The 15,218-nt window shown below is 73.2% G+C and carries 14 protein-coding genes; 11 read left to right on the top strand and 3 right to left on the bottom strand.

Annotated features, from left to right (window positions below; all coding sequences use genetic code 11):
- Positions 1-36: 36 nt before the first annotated feature.
- The gene (locus N912_RS0104100; protein WP_028921432.1) at positions 37-828 is read right to left on the bottom strand and encodes a 2,3-dihydro-2,3-dihydroxybenzoate dehydrogenase; all 792 of its coding nucleotides are present in this window, start codon (positions 826-828) and stop codon (positions 37-39) included.
- Positions 829-1,053: 225 nt separating this feature from the next.
- Between N912_RS0104100 and N912_RS0104095 the strand changes: the two genes are divergently transcribed.
- The 4 genes from N912_RS0104095 (at position 1,054) to N912_RS0104080 (ending at position 4,948) form a co-directional block, all read left to right on the top strand.
- The gene (locus N912_RS0104095) at positions 1,054-2,445 is read left to right on the top strand and encodes a purine-cytosine permease family protein (protein WP_028921431.1); all 1,392 of its coding nucleotides are present in this window, start codon (positions 1,054-1,056) and stop codon (positions 2,443-2,445) included.
- The gene (locus N912_RS0104090; protein WP_028921430.1) at positions 2,442-3,212 is read left to right on the top strand and encodes a LamB/YcsF family protein; all 771 of its coding nucleotides are present in this window, start codon (positions 2,442-2,444) and stop codon (positions 3,210-3,212) included. Before N912_RS0104095 ends, N912_RS0104090 begins: the two co-directional genes overlap by 4 nt.
- 114 nt (positions 3,213-3,326) lie before the next feature.
- Positions 3,327-4,199: a 5-oxoprolinase subunit C family protein gene (locus N912_RS0104085; RefSeq protein ID WP_028921429.1), complete on the top strand. Its 873-nt coding sequence runs from the start codon at positions 3,327-3,329 to the stop codon at positions 4,197-4,199.
- A gap of 68 nt (positions 4,200-4,267) precedes the next feature.
- The gene (locus N912_RS0104080) at positions 4,268-4,948 is read left to right on the top strand and encodes a GntR family transcriptional regulator (protein ID WP_169747800.1); all 681 of its coding nucleotides are present in this window, start codon (positions 4,268-4,270) and stop codon (positions 4,946-4,948) included.
- Between the two features lie 22 nt (positions 4,949-4,970).
- Here N912_RS0104080 and N912_RS0104075 read toward each other — a convergent pair whose 3' ends face one another.
- Complete coding sequence (locus tag N912_RS0104075; protein ID WP_028921427.1) at positions 4,971-5,603, bottom strand: TetR/AcrR family transcriptional regulator; 633 nt, start codon at positions 5,601-5,603, stop codon at positions 4,971-4,973.
- Between the two features lie 60 nt (positions 5,604-5,663).
- Between N912_RS0104075 and N912_RS0104070 the strand changes: the two genes are divergently transcribed.
- The 7 genes from N912_RS0104070 (at position 5,664) to N912_RS49350 (ending at position 13,636) form a co-directional block, all read left to right on the top strand.
- Positions 5,664-7,073 (top strand): MDR family MFS transporter, encoded by a 1,410-nt coding sequence (locus tag N912_RS0104070; protein WP_051579580.1) that lies wholly within the window; start codon positions 5,664-5,666, stop codon positions 7,071-7,073.
- 73 nt (positions 7,074-7,146) lie between these two features.
- Positions 7,147-7,932, top strand: a complete 786-nt coding sequence (locus N912_RS0104065; protein ID WP_028921425.1) for an SDR family oxidoreductase — start codon at positions 7,147-7,149, stop codon at positions 7,930-7,932.
- A gap of 30 nt (positions 7,933-7,962) precedes the next feature.
- Positions 7,963-9,627: a thiamine pyrophosphate-binding protein gene (locus tag N912_RS0104060; protein WP_037062765.1), complete on the top strand. Its 1,665-nt coding sequence runs from the start codon at positions 7,963-7,965 to the stop codon at positions 9,625-9,627.
- Positions 9,628-9,644: 17 nt separating this feature from the next.
- Positions 9,645-9,986, top strand: coding sequence for a cupin domain-containing protein (locus N912_RS0104055; RefSeq protein WP_028921423.1), 342 nt, complete (start codon positions 9,645-9,647; stop codon positions 9,984-9,986).
- Entirely contained in the window at positions 9,983-10,798 is an 816-nt protein-coding gene (locus N912_RS0104050; protein ID WP_028921422.1) for an FAD binding domain-containing protein, read from the top strand. The genes N912_RS0104055 and N912_RS0104050 overlap by 4 nt, the downstream gene beginning before the upstream one ends.
- On the top strand, positions 10,795-11,274 hold the full coding sequence (locus N912_RS0104045) for a (2Fe-2S)-binding protein (protein ID WP_028921421.1): 480 nt from the start codon (positions 10,795-10,797) through the stop codon (positions 11,272-11,274). The genes N912_RS0104050 and N912_RS0104045 overlap by 4 nt, the downstream gene beginning before the upstream one ends.
- Positions 11,267-13,636, top strand: a complete 2,370-nt coding sequence (locus tag N912_RS49350) for a xanthine dehydrogenase family protein molybdopterin-binding subunit (RefSeq protein ID WP_064745198.1) — start codon at positions 11,267-11,269, stop codon at positions 13,634-13,636. Before N912_RS0104045 ends, N912_RS49350 begins: the two co-directional genes overlap by 8 nt.
- Here N912_RS49350 and N912_RS0104035 read toward each other — a convergent pair.
- On the bottom strand, positions 13,633-15,186 hold the full coding sequence (locus tag N912_RS0104035; RefSeq protein ID WP_028921420.1) for an FAD-binding oxidoreductase: 1,554 nt from the start codon (positions 15,184-15,186) through the stop codon (positions 13,633-13,635). The two genes, N912_RS49350 and N912_RS0104035, sit on opposite strands and share 4 nt — an antisense overlap.
- Between the last annotated feature and the right edge of the window lie 32 nt (positions 15,187-15,218).

Below are 15,218 nucleotides of genomic sequence, written 5' to 3'. Positions count from 1 at the left end.
CGACGGGCGAGACGACTTCGGATCGGTGGGGCCGCGTCAGACGCCGAGCGTCGCGCCGCCGTCCACCGTGAGGGACTGCAACGTGATGTGGCGCGAGGCGTCGCCGGCGAGGAACACGACGACGTCGGCGATGTCGGCGGGGTCGGCCACCCGACCGAGGGGGATGCCGAGGCGAAAGGACTCCGGCGAGCCGGCCACCACCGCATCCGCGCCGCCGTCGTCCTCCGGGTCGGGCCACAACGCCCGCTGCATCGCCGTGTCCGTCGAGCCGGGGCACACCACGTTGCAGCGCACGTGCGGCGCCAGCTCGAGCCCCAGGCCGCGAGTGATCATGACGGAGGCGGCCTTCGACGCCGCGTACGCCGCCATGCCGACCCGGGGGACCGCCGCCGCGTTCGAGGCGACGGTGACGATGCTGCCCGCGCCGCGCTCGCGCATGAGCCGGCCCACCGCGCGCCCGGTGTTCCACACCCCGGTGGCGTTCACCGCAAGGCAGGCCGCCCAGTCCCGATCGTCCAGGTCAAGCACCGGGCCGACCCGGAGCACGCCGGCCACGTTGGCCAGCACGCCGATCGGCCCGAGCCTGCGCTCCGCCGCCGCCACCGCCAGGTCCACCGCGTGCCGGTCGGCGACGTCGGCGACCACGGAGTACACCTCGGCACCCGAACCGCGCAGCCGCTCGGCGGTCTCGTGCACCGCCTCGTCGTGGTCCAGCAACGCGACCGGCGAGCCCGCCCTGGCCAACGCCGACGCGACCGCCGCACCGATCCCACCGGCCGCCCCCGTGATGAAGGATGTCCCGCGTAACGGCGCGGTCGACGCCACCATCGTCCCCCAGACAGTCGCAGTAAGTCACACCTTAGTGTGGTGAGGCTATCCTAATTGGGTGATGGCTGTCCGCAAGCTCGGCGCGACGGAACGTGTCCGAGATCGCGGACGGCGGGGGAGGCCCGGGCCGGCCTGACCGCCGCCCGGACACGATTGACTGACATCTCAATTCGTTCTAATCTGACATATTACTTGCACACAAATCTGCTCGATGCGGGAGTCAGCGTGGACTCGAACCAGACGAGCGCCGAGCTGCACGGGTTCGGCCCCATCCCCGACGACCAGCGGCACGGCAAGGTCTCCAGCCAGTTCTACAACTGGTTCGGCTCGCAGATCCACCTCTCCTCGATGGTGCTCGGCGGCGTCGGCATCGCCGCCGGCCTTGGCTTCTGGGCAACGGTGTCCGCGGTCGCGGTGGGCAACGTGCTCGGCGCGGTGGTCACGGCGGCGTGCGCGTCGATGGGTCCGCGCCGGGGCCTGCCGCAGATGGTGATCAGCAGGCTGGGCTTCGGACACGTCGGCAACTACCTCCCGGCGATCTTCACCACGATGTTGTTCATCGGCTGGGCGGCGGTCGGGCTCTCGCTGAACAGCCAGGCGTTCAACCAGCTCTTCGGCATGGACCGGGTGGCCGCGGTGGTGGTGCTCGCGCTGGTCGGGCTGGCGCTGGCGCTCTACGGGTACCGGTGGATCCACCTGTTCAACCGCTGGCTGACGATCGCCAGCGTGGTGGTGTTCGGGGTGCTCACGGTGGTCGCGTTGGCACGGTCGGACGCGGGCACGTTCGCCGGCACCTCGGCGGGGGTGAACGGCCCCAAGCAGTGGCTGCTGGAGTTCGCGATCGCGTTCTCGTTCACCCTGAGCTGGTCGTCCTACGCCTCGGACTACTCGCGGTACCTGCCCGCGTCGGTCACCAGCAAGCGGGTGTTCTGGGCCTGCTTCTCGGCGCTGTTCGTCGCGGCCACCTGGGCGATGGTGCTCGGCGCGCTGGTCACCGCGCTGGCCAGGACCGCGTCCATCCCGGCGGTGGCGACGATCTCCGGGGCGCTCGCGCCGGTGGTGTTCCTGGTGCTGATCCTGAGCCAGCAGATCGCCGTGGTGCTCAACATGTACAGCGGCTCGCTGGCCACCCTGAGCTGGGACGCGCCCGGCCGGCGGTGGTTCGTGGCGATCCTGCTGGCGGCGGTGTCCACCGCGCTGGCGATCGCGTTCGGGGGCCCGGAGTTCCTGCTGCGCTACGAGCAGTTCCTGTTCCTGATCGCCTACTTCGTGACGCCGTGGTTCGCGGTCACGCTGATCACCGTCTACGTCAGGTACCGGCGGGTGGAGACGCTGCCCCCGGCGTCCGCGTTCTACGACCGCGCCGGCCCGCTCGCCGGGACGCGCTGGCCGGCCTGGTTGTGCTTCGTGGTCGGCATCCTGGCCTCGGTGCCGTTCATGGCGACCAAGCTCTACACCGGCCCGATCGGCCACGCGCTGGGCGGGGTGGACCTGAGCTACCTGGTCGGGTTCGTGGTCGCCGGCGCGGCCTACCTCGCGAGCGGTACGCGGGCGAGCGCCGAGGTCCCATCTAGTTTGTCGGGTGAACCTCTGAGCGACCGAAGGGATCCGGTATGAGCATCGATGCGCCCGCCGTCTCGCTGACCACCGACGTGGGCGAGGGGTTCGGACGGTGGACGATCGCCGACGACGAGGCCCTGCTCGGGATCGTCACCGGCGCGAACGTCGCCTGCGGCTTCCACGCCGGCGACCCGACCATCATGCGCCGGACCTGCGAGACGGCCGCCCGCAACGGCGTGGCGGTCGGCGCGCAGGTCAGCTACCGCGACCTGGCCGGGTTCGGCCGCCGCTACATCGCCGTGCCGAAGGACGTGCTGGTCGACGACCTGCTCTACCAGATGGGCGCGCTGGAGGCCTTCGCCAAGGCGGCCGGGACCGAGACCAGCTACGTGCGCGCGCACGGCGCGCTGTACAACGTCGCCGCCACCGACGAGGAGCACGCCGAGGCGATCGTGGAGGCCACCCGCACCTTCGACGCCTCGCTGCCGCTGCTGTGCCAGGTCGGCACGGCCACCTGGAAGCGGGCCGAGCAGGCCGGCGTCCGCACCGTGGCCGAGGCGTTCGTGGACCGGGCGTACACCCCCGACGGGCTGCTGGTGCCCAGGACCCACCCCGAGTCGATGGTGACCGACCCCGAGGCCGCCGCCCGGCGGGCCGTACAGATGGTGCTCGAAGGCCAGCTGACCGCCCTGGACGGCAGCGTCATCCCGGTGACGGCCCAGTCGCTGCTGGTGCACTCCGACACCCGGGGCGCCGTCGCGATCGCCACCGCGACCAGGGCGGCGCTGGAGGCGGCCGGGGTCCGGCTGACCGCCCGGATATGACGGGTGCGCGGACGCCGGCCTGCTGGTCGAGGTTCCCGGCCTGACCGAGGTACGTGAGCTCTACCTGGCGCTGGCGCGCTCCCGCCCGCCGGTCCGGTTCGAGGAGGTCGGCGGGTGACGGACCTGGAGGTGGTCAGGCCGGGGGTGCTCGCCACCGTGCAGGACCTGGGCCGGCCGGGGCTCGCCGAGCTGGGGGTGGGACCCTCCGGCGCGGCCGACCGGCGCTCGTTCCGGCTGGCCAACCGGCTGGTCGCGAACCCGGAGGGCGCGGCGGCCGTGGAGGTCACCCTCGGCGGGTTCGCCGCCCGCGCGCACCGGCCGCTCACGGTGGCGGTGACCGGGGCGTCCTGCCCGGTCAGGGTGGACGGCCGCCGGCACGGGCTCAACGCCGTGCTGCTCCTGGCGCCCGGCCAGCTGCTCGAGCTGGCCGAGCCGGAGCGCGGCCTGCGCAGCTACGTCGGCGTCCGCGGCGGGCTCGCGGTCGAGCCCGTGCTCGGCTCCCGGTCCACCGACGTGCTGGCCGGCCTCGGCCCGCCCCCGCTGCGGCCGGGGACGATGCTGCCCGTCGGCCCCGCACCGGCTCAGGCACCGGCGATCGACCTCGCGCCGGTGGCCGCCGTGGCCGGCGGCGAGCTGGTGCTGCGCGTGCTCCTCGGCCCGAGGCACGACTGGTTCGAGGAACGGGCCGTGCGCACCCTGCTGACCGAGCCGTACACCGTGAGCACCGACAGCAACCGGGTCGGCATGCGACTGGAGGGCCCGACGCTGCCCCGCACCGTGCCCGGCGAGCTGCCCAGCGAAGGGCTGGTCCCCGGGGCGATCCAGGTGCCGACGCTCGGCCGGCCCACGCTGTTCCTCGCCGACCACCCGCTCACCGGCGGATACCCGGTCATCGCCGTGGTGCGCTCGGCCGACGTGGACAGCGCGGCCCAGGCGTGCCCGGGCCAGGTGCTGCGGTTCCGTCTCGACCGCGTGACAAGGCGGTAGAGCACCGGAAACGACTGGTATGTTACTTGAAGAACGAGCTGTATACGTACCCTCGGAGGCGTGCCGTGGTGGCCGACAAGACGGGCGTCCGGGTGGACGGCCGCAAGACCCGGGGCAGCCGCGACGAGTCGCTGGTCGAGCACGTGCGCCGGCTCGTGCTCGAGGACATCATCCAGGCCCGCATCAAGCCAGGGACGATGTTGCAGCTCACCGACCTGAGCAACCTCTACGGCGTGTCCCGCACCCCGGTGCGCGAGGCGATGACCTTGCTGGAACGGCAGGGCCTGGTGACGGCCATCGCGTACAAGGGCTACCTGGTCAAGGGCATCGAGCCGGGCGACGTGCACGACGTCTACCTGCTCCGCAAGGTCATCGAGAGCGCCGCGACCGAGATCGCCGCCACCAAGATCACCGACGAGCGCCTTGCCGAGCTGCGCGACGCCCGCCCGTCCGAGGTGGCCACGATGAACCTCGATCATGACGAGTACTCGCACGACTTCCACGGCACGATCGTCGCGGCGTCCGGCAGCAAGCGGCTGCTCGCCGTGTTCGAGGACATCTACAACGACGTCCGGCGGATCCAGTACGCCGGCATCGGCAACCCCCGCCCGGACCTGATCTACCAGGAGCACCTGGCCATCGTCGAGGCGTTGACCGACCGGGACGGCCCTAGAGCCCGCCGGCTGATGGAGCAGCACATCGACGCCATCCGCGTCCGCGCCCTGGAAAGCTGGCTGGACGAGCGCTGAGCGGCCGCGCCGGGCCGAGGGCTCAGCGCGTGGTGCCGTACCGGCCGAGCGCGGGTTCGAGCAGGTCGTAGGCGGTGCGCGCGCTGTGGGCCAGTGCGGCGCAGGTGTCGTCGTCGTTCCGCCCGGCGCCGCCGAAGGCTTGCGCCTCGGCGAAGAGGACGCGGTCGACGGCGACGAGCTGGGCGGCGACGATCTTGGGGAGTGGGCCGGGGTCGCCGGTCTGGGTGGCGATGGCGCCGGCCAGTTCGTGTTCGGCCTGGTCGAAGATCTCGCGGAGCCGGGCCTGCAGCGCCCGGCTGCTGCTGATCATGTTTGTCCAGGTGGGGCCGGCCAGGCCGATCGAGTGAGCCCGGTCGGCCAGTCGCCGGGCGTAGCCGGCCCTGGCCGCGGCCAGCACGGAGACGCCGTCGGCGCGTTCGGCGACCGGCCGGACGATGTCGTCGATGACCTGTTCGTGCGCGTCGATGGCGAGGTCTTCCTTGCGCGCGAAGTAGTTGGTGACGGTCATCTTGGACACCCGCGCGGCCGCGGCGATCTCGGCGATCGTGACGTTCTCGAAGCCGCGCTCGCCGAACAGCCGCGTGGCGACCGCCGCGATCGCGTCCCTGGTCTCTTGTTTCTTGATCTCCCGTAGCCGCGGGCCGGCGGTCCCCATACGCACAGTCTACTAGATTTAGGTTGCACACATCTTTAGGTCGGACATAAATTTATGTCCATGACAAACCAGACGACGAGGCAGCCGCTGGATCGGCGGTTGCTCCGGATCGGGGCGGTGCTGCTCGCCGCGCCCGTGATGGCCAACATCGACGCCACCAGCGTCGGCGTGGCGACCGACACGCTGGCCGAGAGCTTCGATGCGCCGCTCTCGGCGGTGCAGTGGGTCGCCGCCGGCTACCTGCTGGCGGTGGCGATGGTGATCCCGGCCGCCGGGTGGGCCAGCGACCGGTTCGGCGGGAAACGGGTGTGGATGTTCGCGGTCACCCTGTTCACCGCCGGCTCGCTGCTGTGCGGGCTGGCCTGGTCGTTGCCGAGCCTGATCGTGTTCCGGCTGGTGGAGGCCGTCGGCGGTGGTCTGATGAACCCGGTGGGGCAGGCCATCCTGGCGCGTGCGGCCGGCCGGGACCGCATCGGGCGGCTGATGAGCCTGGTGAGCATCCCGGTGGCGTTCGGTCCCGCCCTCGGGCCGGTGCTCGGCGGTGTGCTGGTGCACGAGTTCGGTTGGCGCGCGATCTTCTTCGTCAACCTGCCGGTGTGCCTGGTCCTGCTGCCGATCGCGGCGCGGCTGCTGCCCGCCGAGCGCGACGCCAGGGACCGTGGCCAGCGGCTCGACCTGATGGGGCTGGCGCTGCTCTCGCCGGGGATCGCGGCCGCCGTCTACGGGTTCACCAGCCTCGGTGGGGGTGGCGGCGCGCCGTTGGTCGCCGGCAGCCTCGGTGTTGCCTTGCTGCTCGTCGCCGGCTACGTGGTGCACGCCCTGCGCGGTGCCGGTACGCCGTTGATCGACCTACGGCTGTTCACCAGGGGCGGGTTCGCCGCGGCGACCGGCACCGCGTTCCTGCTCGGCGCCTCGCTGTACAGCTCGATGCTGCTGGTACCGCTCTACTACCAGCAGGTTCAGGGCGCGAACGCGCTGACGGCGGGGCTGCTGCTGACCCCGCAGGCGGTCGGTGCGGCCGCCGGTGCGTTCGTCGCCGGCCGGTTCACCGACCGCTACGGACCCAAGTACGTGCTGCTCGCCGGCATCGTGCTCGCCATGGCCGGCACGGTGGTGTTCACACAGGTCACCGCCTCACCCCCGGGGTGGCTGCTGGTCTGCTCGCTCGCCGTCCGGGGCCTCGGGCTCGGCGCGGTCATGGGGCCGAACCTCGCCGCCGCGTACTCCTCGGTCGAGAAGCACGAGGCGTCGCGTGCCTCCAGCGCCTACACCGTGATGCACCGGGTCGGCGGTTCACTGGGCACCGCGATCCTCACCGTGGTGTTGCAGCAGTCGCTGGCGGGGGCGCCGCCCGGGCCGGCCTCGTCCGCGGGGTTCGGCCACACCTTCTGGTGGGCGCTGGCGCTCTGCGTCCTGGCGCTGGTTCCGGCCGCGTTCTTCCCCGCCCGCCGCGCCACCGCGAAGCCATGACGGGAGCGCTTGTCCGAGGCCGCGTATCCAACTAAGGTTCAAGTAACATAATACCTTCGGTAGGGAGCTCGACGTGGAGCTTGGCGTGCGCGGGAAGGTCGCGATCGTGACCGCCGCCAGCCGTGGCCTCGGCCGCCGGTGCGCGTCCACGCTGGCCGCCGAGGGCATGAAGGTAATCCTGGCCGCGCGCAACGCCGCCGCGCTCGAGCTCGCGGTGAAGGAGATCGCCGACGCCGGGGGCACCGCGCACGCCGTGCCCGCCGACCTGGGCGAACCGGGTGTTCCCGAGCGGCTGGTGGACGTCGCGGTGCGGCGGTGGGGGCGGCTGGACGCGCTGGTGGTGAGCACGCCGGGGCCGCCGTCGATGCGGTGCGAGGAGGTCACCGACGACGCCTGGCGGCTGGCGATGGACATGAACTGCCTGGTGCCCATCCGGCTGTCCCGGGCGGCGCTGCCCGCGATGCGCGCGGCCGGCGGCGGGCGGATCGTCTACATCGGCACCATCGGGGTGCGGGTGGCCCAGCCGGACATGGTGCTGTCCAACGCGACCCGGCTGGCGTTGATGGGCTACGCCAAGACGCTGGCGGCCGAGGTCGCCCCGGACGACATCCTGGTCAACACGGTCGCGCCGGGGCCGTTGGCGACCGAGCGGATGGACGAGCTGGCGGCGCAGACGGCGCTGCGGCTGGGCATCGACGAGGAGCAGGCGCTGCAACGCTGGGTGGATGAGGTCCCGCTGCGGCGGATGGGCCGGCCCGAGGACCTGGCCAACCTGGTCGCGCTGCTGGTCTCGGAGGCCTGCGGCTACGTCACCGGCGCGGTGCTCCCGGTGGACGGCGGGAAGGCACCCGCCTACTGAGGCGCCCACGGAAGCGAGGCGAGCAACGACATGGCCGAGGCAGTGACGGGCGGGCGGCTCCTGGTGGAGGCGCTGCGGGCGCGCGGGGTGGAGCGGCTGTTCTCCGTGTCCGGCGGGCCGATCAACCCGGTGTACGACGCCTGCGCGGACGGTCCGGTGCGGCTGCACCACGTGCGGCACGAGGCGGCGGCCGCGTTCATGGCGGAGGCCGGCTACCGCGCCACCGGCCGTCCGGGGGTGGCGGTGGTGACGCTCGGCCCGGGGGTGACGAACACGGTGACCCCGTGCGTGTCCGCCTCGCTGGCCGGGGTGCCGATGCTGGTGGTGGGCGGTCAGGCCCCCGCCGTGGTCGCGGACAGGGGCGCCGGGATGTCCACCGACACGCTCGCGGTGATGGGCACCGTCACCAAGTGGGCGGTGGCCGTGCGCGACGCCCACCGCATCCCGGAGTATGTGGCCGAGGCGTGGCGGCGGATGCGCGCGCCCACGCCGGGCCCGGTGTACCTGGAGATCACCGCCGACGTGCTGCACCAGGAGCTGGACCGCGACGCCGCCGACGACCTGCTCGCGCGGTACGCGCCGAGGCCGGCCCCGGTGCTGACGGCGCCCGCCTCGGTCGGTGAGGTGGTGGAGCGGCTGCGGGCGTCGGCGCGGACTCTGGTGCTGGTCGGGGACGACTGTTTCCATACCGCGGACCGCCCGGCCGTCGCGGGGTTCGTGGCCGCCACCGAGGCGGCGTTCGCGCCGTTGCGGCTGGCCAGGGGGCTGCTGCCGGACCGCGACCCGCGGTGCATCGGGCCGGGCTACCTGCCCTGCAACCCGGTGCTGGCCACCGCGCTCACCGAGGCGGACACCGTGGTGCTGCTCGGCCACCACTGGGAGTTCGACCTGGAGTTCGGCTCGGGTGTCGGGCCGGACACGACGGTGATCCAGGTCGATCCGGACGCCGCCCGGCTGGGGCGCAACGGCCGGGTGGACCTCGCGGTGCCGTGCACGGTCGGGGGTTTCCTCGCGGCGTTCGCCTCGGCGTGGGCAGCCCAGCCGGCCGGGGCGGTGGCGGGGGACGAGGCGTGGGTCGGGCGGCTGGCCTCGGACTGGTCGGCGCACCGGGACCGCTCGTTCGAGCCCGGCGCGGACCCCCGCCTGCATCCCGCCCAGATGGTGCGCGCGGTCGCGGCGGCCACCCCCGCCGGCACCACGTTCGTCACCTCGCACGGCAACGTGGACTTCTGGGCCGACGAGCTGCTCACCGTGGACGGGCAGGGCGGCTACCTGCGCGCCGGGCAGAGCGGCACGCTGGGCGCCGAGGTCCCGTACGGGGTCGCGGCCGCGCTGGCGCACGACCGGCCGGCCGTCGTGTTCGTCGGGGACGGCGGCATCGGGTACGCGGTCGCCGAGCTGGACACGGCGGCCCGCTACGGCGCCCGCGTGCTGGTGGTGGTCGGCGACGACCAGTGCTGGACGGCCATCGCGCTGCCGCAGGCCCGCCGGTTCGGCCGGGCCGTGCAGCTCGACCTGCCCGGGCGCGACTGGCCGGGCGTCGCGGCCGGGCTGGGCGCGCGCGGGCGGCGGGCGGAGACCGAGGCCGAGGTGGCCGACGCGGTGCGCGAGCTGCTGTCCGGCTCGTCGCCGGCGCTGCTCCAGGTGCCGATCCGGCCGGTGGAGAGCGCGTACATGAGGCACATCTCGGGCTAAGACGAGGAGGAGCGCGGATGCATCGTTTCCAGGCCGAACAGGCGCCGAGGGTCGAGCCGGCCGGGCACTACGGCGGGCTGGAGCTGTCCGACGTGGTGCCGTGGCCGGTGGGCGACAACTTCAGCGTCTCGCTGTCGTACTGCCCGCCGGGCGGTGGCGGGCACCGTCATCACCACGACCACGAGGCGCAGCTGTTCCTGGTGGTCCGGGGCCAGCTCAGCTTCGACACCGGCGACGAGGCGTTCACCCTCACCGAGCGGCAGGGGGTGTTGTTCGCGCCGGGGGAGCCGCACGCCACCCGCAACGACGGCGCCGAGGAGTCGGTCTCCGTCGTCGTCACGGTTCGCCGCCCGGCGTGAAGCCGCCGCCCTTCGACTACGTCCGCGCCGAGCACCTGGACCACGCGCTGGAGCTGCTGCGCGAGCACGGCGAGGACGCCAAGCCGGTGGCCGGCGGGCAGAGCCTGATCCCGCTGCTCAACCTGCGGATGGCGCGGCCGGCGCTGCTGGTCGACATCAACGACCTGCCGCTGGGCGAGCTGGCCGTGGACGGCTCGACCCTGCGCACCGGCGCCCTGGTCCGCCATCACGCCCTCTGCTCCGACCCGAGGGTGAGCGCAACGAACCCGCTGCTCGGGGCGGCGGCCAGGCACATCGGGCACCGGGCGATCCGGCACCGGGGCACCGTCGGCGGCAGCGTCGCGCACGCCGATCCGGCCGCCGAGCTGCCGCTGGTCGCGCTGGCCTGCGGCGGGCGGATCGTGGCACGAAGTGCCGGCGGAACCAGGGAGATCGCGGCCGCCGAGTTCGGCAACGGCCCGTTCATGACCGCGCTCGAAGCGGACGAGCTGATCGTGGAGCTGCGCTGGCCGGGCGGCGGCGCCTGGGGTTTCGCCGAGTTCGCCGAACGCACCGGCGACTTCGCGACGGCGGCCGCCGCCGCCGTCGTTCTCACCGGAAGGGTGGCGATCACCGGGGTGCCCGGGTCGCCGGCACGGCTGCCCACCGTCGAGGCGGCGATACGGGCGGACCCCGGCCTGGCGGCGGAGGAGCTGCGCGCGGTGGCCGAGGCGGAGCTGCGCGAGCACGAGCCGCACCTGGCCGGACTGGTGGCCGAGATGGTGGTGCGCGCGGTGGCCCAGGCACGGCACCGAGAACGGGGAGCGGCATGAAGATCACCTTGTCGGTGAACGGCGAGGAGCACCCGCTGGACGTCGAACCGAGGCGGCTGCTCAGCGACGTGCTGCGCCACGACCTGGGCTTTTACGGCGTGCACCTGGGCTGCGAGCACGGGGTGTGCGGGGCGTGCACGGTGCTGCTGGACGGGCGCTCCGCGCGCTCCTGCCTGATGCTCGCGGCCATGGCGCAGGGCCACCGGGTGACCACCGTGGAAGGCCTGGGTACGCCGGCGAACCCACACCCGGTGCAGCGGGCGTTCGGCGAGGAGCACGGACTGCAGTGCGGGTTCTGCACACCGGGCTTCGTGCTCACCGTCAGCGAGCTGGCCGGCTCGTCCTCGGAGCTGACCGACGACGAGCTCCGCGAAGAACTGGCCGGCAACGTCTGCCGCTGCACCGGCTACGTGAACATCCTCCGTGCCGCCCGCCGCGCCGAACACCTGCTGGCCGAGGAAGCGCCACATGAGTGACGCGACGGGGTTGATCGGCCGCCCGGTGCGCCGGGTGGAGGACGCCCGCTACACCACCGGAACCGGCCGCTACCTCGACGACCTGAACCTGCCCGGCATGCTGCACCTGCGGCTGGTCCGCAGCACCATCGCGCACGGCGTGATCGACTCCATCCGGCTCGGCGACTGGGCACCGCCGCCGGAAGGCACCCTGCTCGTCACCGGCGCCGACTGCCCCGACCTGAGCATCGCCGCGGACGTGCCCGTCGAGTCCTGGCAACACTCCGCCCAGCCGGCGCTCGCCGTGGACCGGGTCCGTTTCGTGGGCGAGCCCGTGGCCGCCGTGCTGCACCCCGACCCCTACGTGGCCGAGGACGCCGCCGAGCTGGTCGAGGTGGACATCCGCGAGCTGCCGCCCGTCCTGGACCTGGAGTCCGCGCTGCGCGGTGAGCACGATCCGATCCATCCGAGCTGGTCGAACCACCTGTTCGTGAAACGCCGCCGAGTGTCCGGCGACCTGGACGCCGCCCGCGCCGGAGCCCACCGGGTGATCCGCCGGGTGTTCCGCAACCACCGCCAGGCCGGCGTCCCGCTGGAGAACCGGGGTTGTGTGGCGGTGCCCGACCCGACCGGCCAGGGCGTCACCCTCTGGTCCTCCACCCAGATGCCGCACCTGGTCCGCACCCTGGTCGCCGAGAAGCTCGAACTCCCGGAGTCGGCGGTCCGGGTGGTCGCGCCGGACGTGGGCGGCGGGTTCGGCGTCAAGGGCCACGTGTTCGCCGACGAGGTGCTGGTGTGCTGGCTGGCGCTGCGCCACCGCCGGCCGGTGAAGTGGGTGGAGGACCGCTGCGAGCACCTGCTCGCCAGCATCCACGCCCGCGACCACCTGCACTGCGTGGAGGCCTACGTCGACGAACGCGGCAGGCTGGACGGGATCAGGCTGCAGGTGGTCGTGGACGCCGGCGCCTACTCGGTGTACCCGTGGACCGCCGGCAGCGACTCCGGCATGGTCGGCAAGGTCTTCCCCGGCCCCTACGACCTGCGCAACTACGAGGTCGAGGACCTGGCGGTGGCCACCAACAAGTGCCCGCTGGGCACCTACCGGGGCGTGGGCCGGCCGGCGGCGGTGTTCACCATGGAACGGCTGATGGACGAGATCGCCGCCGAGCTGGGCCTCGACCCGGTGGAGGTCCGCCGCCGCAACGTGATCACCGAGTTCCCGTACACCACCGCGACCGGCTTGACCTACGACCCCGGCTCGTACCGCGAGACCCTGGAGCTGGTCGCCAAGGAGCTGTCCGAGGTTCCCGGAAGCGACGGCGACATCGCGATCGGCACGGGTTTCGCGCTGTACAACGAGCAGAGCGCGCACGGCGCGCTGGACTTCGCGCTGCGCCAGACGCCCATCGAGTCCGGCTACCAGTCCACCACCGTGCGGGTCGGCACCGACGGCGGCGTACAGGTGTTCACCGGCCTGCAGTCGCACGGCCAGGGCCTGGAGACCACCCTGGCCCAGGTGGTGGCCACCGAGCTGGACGTGCCGCTGGAGCAGGTCAAGGTGGTGCACGGCGACACGGCCACCAGCCCGTACGCGATGGGCACCTGGGGCAGCCGGGGCGCCACGCTGGGCGGGGCCTCGGCCGCCTCGGCCGCGCGCGAGGTACGGCGCAAGGCCCTGGAGATCGCCGGCCACCTGCTCGAATGCCGTACCGAGGACCTGGAGATGCGTGACGGCATGGCGCGCGTCAAGGGCCATCCCACCGCCGGCGTCAGCCTGGCCACCGTCGCCTACACCGCCATCCGGACCATCCACGACTTGCCCGAGGGCATGGACCCCGGGCTGGAGTCGACCATCTACCTGGACGGCCCGCCGCGCGGCACGTTCTCCAACTCCTGCCACGGCGCCGTCGTCGAGGTGCACCGGCGCACCGGGCAGGTCAGGGTCCGTCGCTACGTGGTCGCCGAGGACTGCGGCACGATGATCAACCCGATGGTGGTGGACGGTCAGGTGCACGGCGGCGTGGCCCAGGGGATCGGCTCGGCGCTGCTGGAGGAGATGCCCTACAGCGCCGACGGCCAGCCCCTGGCCAGCACCTTCGTCGACTACCTGATGCCCACCTGCACCGACGTCCCGGACATCGAGGTGCATCACCTGTGCACGCCCTCGCCGTGGACCGAGCGCGGCATGAAGGGCATGGGGGAGGCCGGCGCGATCGGCCCGATGGCGGCCATCGCGAACGCGGTCGCCGACGCCCTGCGGGTCCCGGTGTGGGAGACCCCGCTGCGCCCCGCCCGGGTGGCCGCGCTGCTCCGGGGCGCCACCCCCGAGGGCCTGTGGGAACGCTGGACGGGCACCGCCGAGCTGGCCGGCTTCTGGATCTAGTCGATCAGCACCCCCGGGTTGAGCACGCCGGCCGGGTCGAGCGCGGACTTCGCGGCCCGCAGCGCGGCGGCGAACGGCTCCGGACGCTGCCGGTCGTAGCCGGGGCGGTGGTCGCGGCCCACGGCGTGATGGTGCGTGCAGGTGGCGCGGTGGCGGACCAGGATCTCGCTCGCGGCGGCCTTGATCTCGTCGTAGACCGCCACCTCGGAGCCGGGCCGCCCGGTGGCGACCACCGTGAAGTACGGCGCCGGCCCGTCCGGGTACACGTGGGTGAACCGGCAGTTGATCACGCCCGGCCGTCCGGTGATCTTCTCGATGACCGGGTGCAGCTCGGCGCGCACCGCGTCGATCAACCCGACCGCGCGGTCCCAGGTGCACGCCGTCTCGAAGGTCTCCACGATCACGCTCATCCGGGCCAGCCCGTCGCGCCGGTACGGCATCCGCAGGAACGCCGACCGCCACGCCCCGACGGCGCCTCGAGACTCCTGGGGCACGCCGCCGTGCGAGGCGGCGATCCCGACGGCCTGGGCGAGCCGGTCCTCCACCGGGGCCACCGCCGACTCGAACCCCAGCACCAGCACGCTGCTCGTCCCGTCCGCCGCGCCGGAGAACGCGGCCTCGCCGGGGTCGAGCAGCCGGCAGTTGGTCGGGTACAGCGCCGACTGCGACACCGCCCGGACCGCGTCGACCGCCGCGCCGAAGTCGCCGAACAGCACGGCCGCCGACGCCTTGTGGATCGGCCGGTCCTGCACCCGCATCCACGCCTCGGTGATCACCCCGAGGATGCCCTCCGAGCCGAGGAACAGCCGGTCCGGCGAGGGCCCGGCGCCCGAGCCAGGCAGCCGCCACGACTCGTTGACGCCCACCGGCGTGACCACCCGCATCGATTCCACGAACTCGTCGATGTGGGTGTACAGAGTGGCGTAGTGCCCACCGGACCTCGTAGCCAGCCAGCCGCCGAGGGTGGAGTGCTCGAAGCTCTGCGGAAAGTGCCGCAGGGTGTAGCCGCGCGGGCGCAGCTGGTCCTCCAGCACCGGCCCCCGCGCGCCGGCCTGGATCCGCGCGGCCCGGCTGACCGGGTCCACCTCCAGCACCCTGTCCAGCCCCGACAGGTCCAGCGACAGCACGCCGGCGTGCGCGTCGCCCCGGTACTCCACCCCGCCGACCACCGAGCTGCCGCCGCCGTACGGCACCACCGCGACCCCGGCCCCACCGGCCCAGTCCAGCAGGTCGACCACGTCCGCCTCGTTCCGGGGGAACGCCACCAGGTCCGGCGCTGTTGCCACCTCACCGCGCAACGCCCGCACCACGTCCCGGTAGGCCTTGCCGAAGGTGTGCCCCGCACGCACGTCTGGCGCGGACGACACGACCCCGGCCAGCGAGCCCGGCGGGGACACCCGAACCGTCGGCAGCGCCAGCTCGGATACGTCGGGAACCGGCCGCGGCCGAGCCGGCGTGCCCGGCAGCGCCGCCGCCATCGCGACGCACTCCTCGTCGGAGAGGGCGTCCTCGGCCAGTCCCCAACCCCACCAGGAGCGTGTCCCCGTCATCGGCTTCTCCCTCGGCCCGGCGTGTTTAATCG

Origin of the sequence: Actinospineispora acaciae DSM 45401 (genome assembly GCF_000620785.1) — a bacterium.
GTDB classification, from domain to species: Bacteria; Actinomycetota; Actinomycetes; order Mycobacteriales; family Pseudonocardiaceae; genus Pseudonocardia; species Pseudonocardia acaciae.
The sequence above is the reverse complement of the archived record's forward strand: the minus strand, read 5'-3'. Positions and strand labels throughout refer to the sequence as shown.

What these genes read in the sequence shown, in the direction of transcription:
- N912_RS0104060 (WP_037062765.1), top strand. Translation starts at nt 7,963, where the DNA reads ATGGCCGAGGCAGTGACGGGCGGGCGGCTCCTGGTGGAGGCGCTGCGG.
- N912_RS0104045 (WP_028921421.1), top strand. Translation starts at nt 10,795, where the DNA reads ATGAAGATCACCTTGTCGGTGAACGGCGAGGAGCACCCGCTGGACGTC.
- N912_RS0104035 (WP_028921420.1), bottom strand. Translation starts at nt 15,186, where the DNA reads ATGACGGGGACACGCTCCTGGTGGGGTTGGGGACTGGCCGAGGACGCC.
- N912_RS0104075 (WP_028921427.1), bottom strand. Translation starts at nt 5,603, where the DNA reads ATGGGGACCGCCGGCCCGCGGCTACGGGAGATCAAGAAACAAGAGACC.
- N912_RS0104100 (WP_028921432.1), bottom strand. Translation starts at nt 828, where the DNA reads ATGGTGGCGTCGACCGCGCCGTTACGCGGGACATCCTTCATCACGGGG.
- N912_RS0104070 (WP_051579580.1), top strand. Translation starts at nt 5,664, where the DNA reads ATGACAAACCAGACGACGAGGCAGCCGCTGGATCGGCGGTTGCTCCGG.
- N912_RS0104055 (WP_028921423.1), top strand. Translation starts at nt 9,645, where the DNA reads ATGCATCGTTTCCAGGCCGAACAGGCGCCGAGGGTCGAGCCGGCCGGG.
- N912_RS49350 (WP_064745198.1), top strand. Translation starts at nt 11,267, where the DNA reads ATGAGTGACGCGACGGGGTTGATCGGCCGCCCGGTGCGCCGGGTGGAG.
- N912_RS0104090 (WP_028921430.1), top strand. Translation starts at nt 2,442, where the DNA reads ATGAGCATCGATGCGCCCGCCGTCTCGCTGACCACCGACGTGGGCGAG.